At 71.1% G+C, this 10388-nt stretch carries 10 protein-coding genes; 6 read left to right on the forward strand and 4 right to left on the reverse strand.

Annotation, left to right across the window (positions count from 1 at the left end):
• Positions 1 to 7: 7 nt before the first annotated feature.
• The 6 genes from ASC64_RS06255 (at position 8) to ASC64_RS06280 (ending at position 8158) form a co-directional block, all read left to right on the forward strand.
• Positions 8 to 1720 carry a glycerol-3-phosphate dehydrogenase/oxidase gene (locus ASC64_RS06255; protein ID WP_056906683.1) on the forward strand — a complete coding sequence of 571 codons (1713 nt, stop codon included), beginning with the start codon at positions 8 to 10 and terminating at the stop codon, positions 1718 to 1720.
• A 92-nt stretch (positions 1721 to 1812) separates the two neighbouring features.
• The gene (locus tag ASC64_RS06260; protein ID WP_082550250.1) at positions 1813 to 3429 is read left to right on the forward strand and encodes a succinic semialdehyde dehydrogenase; all 1617 of its coding nucleotides are present in this window, start codon (positions 1813 to 1815) and stop codon (positions 3427 to 3429) included.
• Positions 3429 to 5150, forward strand: coding sequence for a GMC oxidoreductase (locus ASC64_RS06265; RefSeq protein WP_056906684.1), 1722 nt, complete (start codon positions 3429 to 3431; stop codon positions 5148 to 5150). The genes ASC64_RS06260 and ASC64_RS06265 overlap by 1 nt, the downstream gene beginning before the upstream one ends.
• A 208-nt stretch (positions 5151 to 5358) precedes the next feature.
• On the forward strand, positions 5359 to 6936 hold the full coding sequence (gene guaA / locus ASC64_RS06270; protein ID WP_056906685.1) for a glutamine-hydrolyzing GMP synthase: 1578 nt from the start codon (positions 5359 to 5361) through the stop codon (positions 6934 to 6936).
• A 108-nt stretch (positions 6937 to 7044) separates the two neighbouring features.
• Complete coding sequence (locus ASC64_RS06275) at positions 7045 to 7689, forward strand: hypothetical protein (RefSeq protein ID WP_056906686.1); 645 nt, start codon at positions 7045 to 7047, stop codon at positions 7687 to 7689.
• A 139-nt stretch (positions 7690 to 7828) separates the two neighbouring features.
• The gene (locus ASC64_RS06280) at positions 7829 to 8158 is read left to right on the forward strand and encodes a hypothetical protein (protein ID WP_056906687.1); all 330 of its coding nucleotides are present in this window, start codon (positions 7829 to 7831) and stop codon (positions 8156 to 8158) included.
• Between the two features lie 7 nt (positions 8159 to 8165).
• On the opposite strand, the gene ASC64_RS06285 is transcribed toward ASC64_RS06280, so the two are convergent.
• The 4 genes from ASC64_RS06285 to ASC64_RS06300 form a co-directional block, all read right to left on the reverse strand.
• Positions 8166 to 8384, reverse strand: coding sequence for a hypothetical protein (locus ASC64_RS06285; RefSeq protein ID WP_056906688.1), 219 nt, complete (start codon positions 8382 to 8384; stop codon positions 8166 to 8168).
• A 69-nt stretch (positions 8385 to 8453) separates the two neighbouring features.
• On the reverse strand, positions 8454 to 9068 hold the full coding sequence (locus tag ASC64_RS06290) for a GrpB family protein (RefSeq protein ID WP_056906689.1): 615 nt from the start codon (positions 9066 to 9068) through the stop codon (positions 8454 to 8456).
• Between the two features lie 120 nt (positions 9069 to 9188).
• The gene (locus ASC64_RS06295; RefSeq protein WP_056906690.1) at positions 9189 to 9905 is read right to left on the reverse strand and encodes a DinB family protein; all 717 of its coding nucleotides are present in this window, start codon (positions 9903 to 9905) and stop codon (positions 9189 to 9191) included.
• Positions 9906 to 9995: 90 nt separating this feature from the next.
• Positions 9996 to 10277 carry an HNH endonuclease signature motif containing protein gene (locus ASC64_RS06300; protein ID WP_056906691.1) on the reverse strand — a complete coding sequence of 94 codons (282 nt, stop codon included), beginning with the start codon at positions 10275 to 10277 and terminating at the stop codon, positions 9996 to 9998.
• Between the last annotated feature and the right edge of the window lie 111 nt (positions 10278 to 10388).

Here is a 10388-nt window from a genome sequence, read left to right on the forward strand (position 1 = left end):
TGGCGCCATGACGCTTGCCAAGGCCCTCGACGCCGACCAGCGCGCGGACGCGCTCCAGCAGCTCGGCTCGGGCGAGCTCGACGTGCTCGTGGTGGGCGGTGGCATCGTCGGCGTGGGTGCCGCGCTCGACGCGGTGACGCGCGGGCTGAAGGTCGGCCTCGTCGAGCAGCGCGACCTCGCCTCCGGCACCTCCTCGCGCTCCTCCAAGCTGGTCCACGGTGGCCTGCGCTACCTGGAGATGTTCGACTTCGCGCTGGTCAAGGAGGCCCTCGAGGAGCGCGGCCTGCTGCTCACCCGGCTGGCGCCGCACCTGGTCCGCCCGGTGCCCTTCCTCTACCCGCTGCACCACGCGTGGGAGCGCCCCTACGTCGGCGCCGGCATCGCGCTCTACGACGGCATGGCGATGACGGGCAAGTACGACATGGGCGTGCCGAAGCACAAGCACGTCTTCCGCAAGCAGCTCGCCCGGATGGCGCCGGACATCCGGACCGAGGGTCTGCACGGTGCCATCCGCTACTACGACTGCCAGGTCGACGACGCGCGCCTGGTGATGACCATCGCGCGCACGGCGGCCAACAACGGGGCCCACATCGCGACCCGCACCAAGGTCACCGGCTTCCTGCGCGAGGGCGACCGCGTCGTCGGCGTGAGTGCCCGCGACCTCGAGGGACAGCGCGACCTCGAGATCCGCGCGAAGGTGGTCATCAACGCGGCCGGTGTGTGGACCGACGAGGTGCAGGACCTGATCGGCGGCCAGGCGCAGCTCGACGTCGACGCCAGCAAGGGCATCCACATCGTGGTGCCGCGCGACCGGATCCGCTCCGAGTGCGGCTTCATCACCAAGACCGAGAAGTCGGTCCTGTTCGTGATCCCGTGGGGCCAGTTCTGGATCATCGGCACCACCGACACCGCGTGGGACCTCGACCTCGCGCACCCCGCCGCGAGCCGGACCGACATCGAGTACCTCCTCGGCCACGTCAACACGCTGCTGCGCGACCCGCTCGACCACCGCGACGTGATCGGGGTCTACGCCGGCCTGCGCCCGCTGCTCAAGCCGATGCGCAAGGAGGGGGAGATGGGGGAGACGACCAAGCTCTCCCGCGAGCACACGGTCGCCAACCCCGTGCCCGGCCTGGTGCTGGTCGCCGGCGGCAAGCTGACGACCTACCGGGTGATGGCGCGCGACGCCGTCGACCACGCCACCCGCGACTTCGAGCACATCCGCCCCTCGATCACCGACCGCGTGCCGCTCATGGGTGCCTGGGGCTACGAGGCCCGCACCAACCAGCGGGTCGCACTGAGCCGTTCGTCGCGGCTGGACGTCGGGGTGGTCGACCACCTGCTGGGCCGCTACGGCGGCCTGGTCGACGAGGTCCTGGCGATGATCCACGAGCGCCCCGAGCTGGGTGAGCCGCTGCCCGGCGCCGAGCACTACCTCCGCGCCGAGGTGCTCTACGCCGTCACCCACGAGGGCGCGCGGCACCTCGACGACGTGCTGGCACGACGTACGCGGGTGTCGATCGAGACCCCCGACCGTGGCATCACCGCGGCGCGGCCGGCGGCCGAGCTGATGGCCGAGGCGCTCGGCTGGGACGACGCGCAGCGTGACGACGAGGTCGACCACTACCTGCGGCGCGTCGAGGCCGAGCGGCAGAGCCAGCTGATGCCGACCGACCAGGAGGCGGACGAGGCGCGGGTCAAGGCGCCCGACATCGTCTGACCCGCCTTTGACAAATCGCCGCAAGATGTCGAATGTTGGGATGAAGTGACCAACCGGTAGCAACGGCGCTGGCAGCGACCTACGCTGCGAGGATGAGCGAGCCCAGCCACCTGTCCGGCCCCGTCACCGACGGCCCCGCCGACCCCGAGCACGACGCCACCGCCGCCTACGGCCTCGATCGCTCGTACGTCGCCGGCCTGACGCGCCGCGTGGTCAGCACGACCGGCGAGACGCACGCCGTGGCGTCCCCGATCGGCGGCACCCCGCTCGCGCACGTCCCGCAGTCGAGCCCGGCCGACGTGGCCGAGGCGTTCGTGCGGGCGCGTCGTGCGCAGGCCGCGTGGGCCGCCACCCCGGTCGACCACCGGGCGGCCACGCTGCTCCGCCTGCACGACATCCTCCTCGACCGCCAGGACGAGCTCATCGACCTCGTGGTCTGGGAGTCCGGCAAGGCCCGCAAGGACGCCTACCTCGAGGTCGCGCACGTCGCGCTGACCGCGCGGTACTACGCCCGCACCGCCCACCAGCACCTCGACACCCAGCGCGTCGGCGGCATGTTCCCGGTGCTCACCCGCGCCGAGGTCCACCGTGTGCCCAAGGGCGTCGTCGGCATCATCTCGCCCTGGAACTACCCCCTCACCATGGCGCTCTGCGACGGCCTCCCGGCCCTCCTCGCCGGCAACGCGGTCGTGGCCAAGCCCGACGCCCAGACCATGCTCACCGCGCTGCTCGCCGCCCAGCTCCTCGACGAGGCGGGCTTCCCGCCCGAGCTCTGGCAGGTCGTCGCCGGACCCGGGCCCGAGGTCGGCGGTGCGATCGTCGGGCACGCCGACTACATCTGCTTCACCGGCTCGACCGCCACCGGCCGGAAGATCGCCCAGGGCTGCGCCGACCGGCTGATCGGCTGCTCGCTCGAGCTCGGCGGCAAGAACCCGATGCTCGTCCTGCGCGACGCCGACGTGCAGCGGGCGGCGGAGGGCGCCGTGCGAGCCGTGTTCTCCAACGCCGGGCAGCTGTGCGTGTCGATGGAGCGCCTCTTCGTCGCCGACCAGGTCTACGACCGGTTCGTCGACGCGTTCGTCTCGCGGACCCGGGCGATGACGCTCGGCGCGAGCCACGACTGGTCGGTCGACATGGGGTCGCTGATCTCGCAGGCGCAGCTCGACACCGTCACTGCCCACGTCGCCGACGCGGTCGCCAAGGGCGCCACCGTGCTCACCGGAGGCACCCACCGCCCCGAGCTCGGGCCGTTCGTCTTCGAGCCCACGATCCTCGAGGGCGTCTCGGCCGACATGGAGTGCTTCGGCAAGGAGACCTTCGGGCCGGTCGTCTCGCTCTACCGCTTCCACAGCGAGGACGAGGCGATCGAGCGCGCCAACGACGGTCAGTACGGCCTCAACGCCTCGGTCTACACCCGCGACGCCGACCGCGGCCGGGCGATCGCGCGCCGCATCAAGTGCGGCACGGTCAACGTCAACGAGGCCTACGGCGCGACCTTCGGCTCGCTCGGCGCACCGATGGGCGGCATGCGCGAGTCCGGGATGGGCCGACGACAGGGCGTGGAGGGCATCCACCGCTACACCGAGGCGCAGTCGGTGGCCACCCAACGGCTGGTGCCGATTGCACCGATGTTCGGGATGTCGGAGGAGACCAACGCCAAGGTGCTCACCGCGTCGCTCCGTCTGCTCAACAAGCTGGGCCGGGCCTGATGAGCACGTCCGCGAAGGTCCAGCACTACGACGTCCTCGTCATCGGGTCCGGCTTCGGTGGCTCCGTCACCGCGCTGCGGCTGACCGAGAAGGGCTACACCGTCGGGGTCCTCGAGGCGGGCGCCCGCTTCGAGGACGGCGACTTCCCGACGACGTCGTTCGACGCCAAGCGGTGGCTCTTCGCCCCGGCCGCCGGGATGTACGGCATCCAGCGCATCGACCTCATCAAGGACTGCCTGATCCTCGCCGGCGCCGGCGTCGGCGGCGGGTCGCTGGTCTACGCCAACACGCTCTACGAGCCGCTCGACGCGTTCTACCGCGACCCCTCCTGGGCCCGCATCACCGACTGGAAGAGCGAGCTCGCCCCCTACTACGACCAGGCCAAGCGCATGCTCGGCGTGGTCCAGAACCCGCTCCACACGCCCTCCGACGAGGTGATGAAGCAGGTCGCCGAGGACATGGGCGTGGGGGAGACCTTCCACCCGACGCCGGTCGGCGTCTTCTTCGGCGGCCCGGAGGCACAGGGGGGCGAGCGGGTCGAGGACCCGTTCTTCGGCGGGGTCGGTCCGGCCCGCAACGCGTGCCTCAACTGCGGCGAGTGCATGACCGGCTGCCGCCACAACGCCAAGAACACCCTCGTCAAGAACTACCTCCACCTCGCCGAGCAGGCGGGAGCGGTCGTGCACCCGCTGACCACGGTGACGCGCGTACGTCCCCGCGACGGCGGTGGCTACGAGATCACCGCGCGCTGGACCAAGGCCAAGCTGTCGCGTCGTACGGCCACCAAGACGTTCACCGCCGACCAGGTCGTCTTCTCCGCAGCCGCGCTCGGCACCCAGAAGCTGCTCCACCAGCTCAAGGGTGAGGGGGACCTGCCCGGCATCAGCGACCGCCTCGGCATGCTGACCCGCACCAACTCCGAGGCCATCCTCGGCGCCGTGGCCGGTGACCGGTCCGTCGACTACACCCGCGGCGTGGCCATCACCTCCTCCTTCCACCCCGACGAGGTCACCCACGTCGAGCCGGTGCGCTACGGCAAGGGCTCCAACGCGATGGCGCTGCTGCAGACGGTGCTGGCCGACGACGTGCCCGGGACGTCACGGGTGCGCACCTGGCTGCGCGAGCTGTGGGCGCAGCGACGCGACGCGCTGAGCCTCTACGACCTCAAGCACTGGTCCGAGCGCGCGGTCATCGCGCTGGTGATGCAGACGCTCGACAACTCGATCACCACGGTCGGGGTCCGTGGCCGGTTCGGCTGGCGGATGACCAGCAAGCAGGGCCACGGCGCGCCCAACCCCACCTACATCCCGGTCGCCTACGACGCCGTGCGCCGCGTCGCGGACCTCATCGGTGGCACGGCCGGCGGCACCATCGGTGAGCCGTTCAACCGGCCGATGACTGCGCACTTCATCGGCGGCTGCACGATCGGCGACTCGCCGCAGACCGGCGTGGTCGACCCGTGGCAGCGGCTCTACGGCCACGACGGCCTCCACGTCGTCGACGGCTCGGCGATCTCCGCGAACCTGGGCGTCAACCCGTCGCTGACGATCACCGCGCAGGCGGAGCGGGCGATGGCCTTCTGGCCCAACAAGGGAGAGGCCGACCCACGCCCGGCGCTGGGCTCGACCTACCGCCAGGTCGTCCCCGTCGAGCCGAAGAACCCGGTCGTCCCCGACGCCGCCCCGGGTGCGCTGCGGCTGCCGATCGTCGGCGTCAGCTGACGCGCGAATTTCCTCCGGTGGGGCCGTAACCAGCCACCACAGGGGTCGTTGGGCCGGGTGAGGGGTCCGGCAGTCATGCTCCCTCCCAAGGGTCGGGCTCCTCCTTCTCGGACGCTGCACTGCGGCGGCTGGGAGCACAAGCATCAGGGCCCGGCCAACCCTCCCTCCCCGGCCGGGCCCTGGTGCGTTTGCTCGATAGACTCCGCTCGTGACGCAGCCTGCAGAGCACGACCTGGTCCTCGTCGTCGACTTCGGCGCGCAGTACGCCCAGCTGATCGCGCGTCGCGTGCGCGAGGCGCGGGTCTACTCCGAGATCGTGCCCCACACGATGCCGGTCGAGGAGATGCTCGCGCGCAACCCGAAGGCGATCATCCTGTCCGGCGGGCCGTCCAGCGTGTACGCCGAGGGCGCGCCCGGCATCGACAACCACGTCTTCACGGCCGGGGTCCCCGTCTTCGGCATGTGCTACGGCTTCCAGCTGATGGCGTCCGGGCTCGGCGGCGAGGTCGCCCACACCGGCGCGCGCGAGTACGGACGTACGCCGGTCACGGTCTCCGAGTCGGGCACGCTGCTCGAGGGCATCCCCGTCGAGCACAAGGTGTGGATGTCGCACGGCGACTCCGTCGCGAAGGCCCCTGAGGGCTTCACCGTCCTCGCCTCCACCGCGGACACCCCGGTGGCGGCCTTCGAGGACGTCGGCCGCGGCCTCGCCGGCGTGCAGTGGCACCCCGAGGTGCTGCACTCCGAGCACGGGCAGAAGGTGCTCGAGCACTTCCTGCACCACATCGCCGGCTGCCGACAGACCTGGACGATGCTCAACATCGCCGAGGAGCAGATCGAGCGCGTCCGCGAGCAGATCGGCGAGAGCGGGCTGGCCATCTGCGGCCTGTCCGGCGGCGTCGACTCCGCCGTCGCGGCCGCCATCGTGCAGCGCGCGATCGGCGACCGGCTGCACTGCGTCTTCGTCGACCACGGGCTGTTGCGCGAGGGGGAGGCCGAGCAGGTCGAGCGCGACTTCGTCGCCGCCACTGGCGTGAACCTCCACGTCTACGACGCCCGCGAGACCTTCCTTGCCGCCCTCGCCGGGGTGACCGACCCCGAGGAGAAGCGCAAGATCATCGGCCGCGAGTTCATCCGCGCCTTCGAGGCTGCCGAGGTCCAGGTGCTCGGCGAGGCCGCCGACCAGGGCGAGAAGGTCGGCTTCCTGGTCCAGGGCACGCTCTACCCGGACGTCGTCGAGTCCGGCGGCGGTGCCGGCACCTCGAACATCAAGTCCCACCACAACGTCGGCGGCCTGCCCGAGGACCTCGAGTTCGCCCTCGTGGAGCCGCTGCGCACGCTCTTCAAGGACGAGGTGCGCCTGGTGGGCGAGCAGCTCGGCCTGCCGGCCGACATGGTGTGGCGCCAGCCGTTCCCCGGCCCCGGCCTGGGCATCCGGATCATCGGCGAGGTGACGGCCGACCGGCTCGACATCCTGCGCCGTGCCGACGCGATCGCGCGCCAGGAGCTGACCCGCGCCGGCCTGGACCGCGACATCTGGCAGATGCCGGTCGTGCTGCTCGCCGACGTGCGCTCGGTCGGCGTGCAAGGTGACGGGCGGACCTACGGCCACCCCGTGGTGATCCGGCCGGTGACGTCCGAGGACGCGATGACCGCCGACTGGGCCCGCCTGCCCTACGACGTGATGGAGCGAATCTCGACCCGCATCACCAACGAGGTGGCCGAGGTCAACCGGGTCACCCTCGACATCACCTCCAAGCCGCCGGGCACCATCGAGTGGGAGTGAGCCGGCGCTGAGCCCGGTTGCCGCGACGGCACCAATCCGTCGGGACCGGTCGTGCCGAACTGGGTGCGTGAGGGCCAACCAGACCCTCGACGACACCCAGGAGTTCACATGCAGCATCGCAAGCTCTACGCCGGTCTCGGCGGTCTCCTCCTCGCAGGCACCGCGGGCATCGCAGGCATGCAGGCCAGCAGCGCCACCGAGTCGAAGGCCCCGGCAGCGGGCAAGCACCTCGCCGCCGACCTGCAGCCGCTGAACGACTCCGGCGCCTCGGGCCACGCGCACGTCGAGTTCAAGGGCAACAAGGCCCACGTGCGCATCGACGCCCGTCGGCTCGCCAAGGGCCTGCCCCACGCCCAGCACCTGCACTTCGGCGCGGACGCCCGCAACGAGTGCCCCAGCGTCTTCGACGATGACAACTTCGACCACCGCCTCAACGTGGCGGAGGGCGTGCCGGCCTACGGTCCGATCCTGAAGTCGCTGACGACGTCGGGTGACACGAGCCCGAAGAGCGGCCTCGCGGTCGACCGCTTCCCGAGCACCCCGAAGGGCATCGAGAAGTACGAGCGGACGATCAACTTCACCCCCGGCGCCGTGCAGCGCGCCATCAAGAGCGGCAAGGGCGTCATCGTGATCCACGGTGTCGACCACAACGGCAACGGCGTCTACGACTTCGACGGCGCGGGCGCCAGCGAGCTCGACGCCAGCCTGCCGGCCGAGGCCACCGACCCGGCCCTGTGCGGCGTGCTGCGCTGAGCCAGCACCCTCGGAGCACTGTCGACCCTGTCCCCGTCGGGGGCAGGGTCGACCCATTACCAGCAGTGCCATCGCAGCCCGTGGCGCTCGGCGCTGAACTCGGTTGCCGACGACTGCCGTCGGCTGTCACCGTCGGTGCATGGTGAGCACGGACGACCTGGTGCATGCCGAGTTCGCGGCCGCTGCGTCGGCGGTGGCTGCGGCGCGACCCGAGGTCGACCTGGAGACCGCGCGTGAGCTGATGGACGAGGCCGCGACGATGCTGCACAACAGCCTCGCCCTCGACTCCCTGTCGGCGACCGACGCCGCGGTCGTCGTACGACACCTCGCGGCCGACCTGACCGCCGTCGATCCCTCCACCGCGGTGCTGGCCCGCTCGCTGGCGGTCGCGGAGGACCCATCGGGACTCGACGAGCCCGGCATCGTCGCCGAGACCTACCTCGTGTGTGCGGCGGTCCTCGGCCTCTGAGCCGGACTCAGCCCGAGCCGAGCTCCAGCTCCTCGATCCGGGCGCGCAGGCTGCTCTCCGCCTGACGCCACAGCGTCGCGGAGTGCGCGTGCAGGTGGTGCACCCCCGTGCCGGGCCGCGCCCGGTCGCGGAACAGCTCCTGCGCCAGGGCGCGCGCGGCGAAGTCGTCAGCGATGCTCCCCAGCACGCTGACCCACGGCGCTCGCTCCACCTGGACCCCCGTCATGGGCCGAGAGTGCGCGCATTTCGGTCGGACCCACGTCGACGGACCGGAAATCTGCCCGATTTTGGCGGTTCAGGCCCACCCTGCCGCGCGGAACATGCGCTCGTAGATCTCGCGCACGACGGGTTGCTTGACCAGGTTGTAGCGCATGCCGAAGCCCAGCGCCCCGTGCTCGGCGCCCGGGGTGTCCACCTGCGCGAGGGCGGAGCGCTTCGCGGCGGCGTACTCCTCGCGGTCGTCCGGATGCGCTGTCAGCCAGTCGCGGAACATCCGGTGCCTGACCAGCTCCGGGCAGTCGGGACCGAAGACGTGCACGTGCACGCGTGGCTCGGTCAGCATCTTGAAGAGGCGATGCTGGTGCCAGTCCGGCTCGGTGAGCCAGTGGACGAGACCGAGCGACTCGAGCGCCGGGACGTACGACGCCTCGTCGACGGGGTCGGCCACCGCGACGTCGATGTCGATGATGGGCTTCGCCGGCAGACCGGGGACCGACGTCGAGCCGATGTGCTGGATGTCGAGCAACCGGTCGCCGAGGGCGGCCGAGATCTGCTCCGCCACCTCGGCGTAGCGGTGCGGCCAGGTGGGGTCGGGCTCCTCGATCCGTACGACGTAGCCCGTCGGGTACGCGCCGACGTAGACCACCTCGGCCTCGTCATGGTGGCGGACGATCTCCTCGCGGGACGGCACGTGCTGATCCCACCACGGACGAGGCGCGACGCGCAGCCGTCACGCCGTGACTCCGCACCTGCTGGTCGCTATCACCTGAACTGGCGATGGCCGGACCGCAGCGAAGGTCCACGTCCGTTCCTAGCGCTGGGCCGACAGAGTGTCGAGGTCGCGTGTGCAGAACCCGTGGTGGGCCCATTCCTCGCCGAGAACGGTGCCCAGGCACTGGCGCACGGTGCGCCCCAGCGCGTACGGCGGCCACCGCCCGTCGTCAGGGACCGGGGCTGTGCGAGCAAGCCGGTCAGGCGTGACCTCGCTCAGCCAGGCCTCGATCTCGGAGGACTGCCGGCTCCGCACCGCAAGGACCTCGTCGAGGCTCGGTCGTGCAGCGGGGTCGAGGCCGTTCTCCTCCTGTGTCGTGATGGACGACGACGACAGGCCCAGGGGAGTGAACGGCTCGGTGCGGCCGAGCACGCACCTCCGGAACCACGAGTCGTGCACGAACACGAGGTGACGCAGGGTGTCGACCATCGACCACTCGCCGTCGACGCTGACACCTTCGCTGCCGTCGGGCATGGACCGGACGTGCTCGACGGTCTGCGCCCAGCCATCCCGGAGCTGCCGCCACGCCTCCTGGAGGTCGGCGGGGCGGTCGGAGCGCATCAGCAGGCGCACGGGGTGGCGACGATCGAGCTCCGCCTCGACGTAGGGCATCACGTCGACCCCGTTGACGACGAGGTTGCTGACCAGGCCGTCGATCTCGGCGTCCTGCATGACGACTCCGACCATGCGCACCCGGCTCAGGTCGCACTCGCGGAACTCCGTGCCGCTGAGGTCCTCGTCGTCGAAGCGTCGCATGGACTCAGGCTAGAGCCGTGGTCGGACAGTGCTCCGGGACCACGTGGTCGTGCCCCGCCATCGCGGGGACTGGCGGGGTGCGGGGCGGGGTCATGGTCGGTCGGGCGGCTGCGCGACTACGACTGTGCCGTGGCGGTCGCGGAGGTAGCGGTGGCCGAACGGGGTGGTCCACTCGAACACCCCGGGGGCGACCATGGTGTAGGTCCAGGCGGAGTGGGTCTTGAGCCGGTGGTGTGACCGGCACAGCGCGGCAAGGTTGGATGTCGTTGTCGGGCCGGGTTGCTCGCGGCCCTCGGCTTCAGCCTCGTGGTCGTACTCGACGATGTGGTCGACGTCCGCACGCCTGGCCGGTCGGGTGCACCAGGGGTACACGCACGTGCGGCGGAATCTAGGTAGTCACGCAACACCGTGGTTGTCAGCGGTCTTGGTCAGTATCTTCTCGAGCATCTCGGCAGGGGTGCGAAAGCCGTGGCGCTTGCGAGG

Source organism: Nocardioides sp. Root122 (assembly GCF_001425025.1).
In the GTDB taxonomy this organism is placed as follows: domain Bacteria; phylum Actinomycetota; class Actinomycetes; order Propionibacteriales; family Nocardioidaceae; genus Nocardioides.

Bases quoted from the DNA above. Each gene is read 5' to 3' on its own strand.
- ASC64_RS06255 (WP_056906683.1), top strand. From the start codon at position 8: ATGACGCTTGCCAAGGCCCTCGACGCCGACCAGCGCGCGGACGCGCTC.
- ASC64_RS06260 (WP_082550250.1), top strand. From the start codon at position 1,813: ATGAGCGAGCCCAGCCACCTGTCCGGCCCCGTCACCGACGGCCCCGCC.
- ASC64_RS06265 (WP_056906684.1), top strand. From the start codon at position 3,429: ATGAGCACGTCCGCGAAGGTCCAGCACTACGACGTCCTCGTCATCGGG.
- ASC64_RS06275 (WP_056906686.1), top strand. From the start codon at position 7,045: ATGCAGCATCGCAAGCTCTACGCCGGTCTCGGCGGTCTCCTCCTCGCA.
- ASC64_RS06280 (WP_056906687.1), top strand. From the start codon at position 7,829: ATGGTGAGCACGGACGACCTGGTGCATGCCGAGTTCGCGGCCGCTGCG.
- ASC64_RS06285 (WP_056906688.1), bottom strand. From the start codon at position 8,384: ATGACGGGGGTCCAGGTGGAGCGAGCGCCGTGGGTCAGCGTGCTGGGG.
- ASC64_RS06295 (WP_056906690.1), bottom strand. From the start codon at position 9,905: ATGCGACGCTTCGACGACGAGGACCTCAGCGGCACGGAGTTCCGCGAG.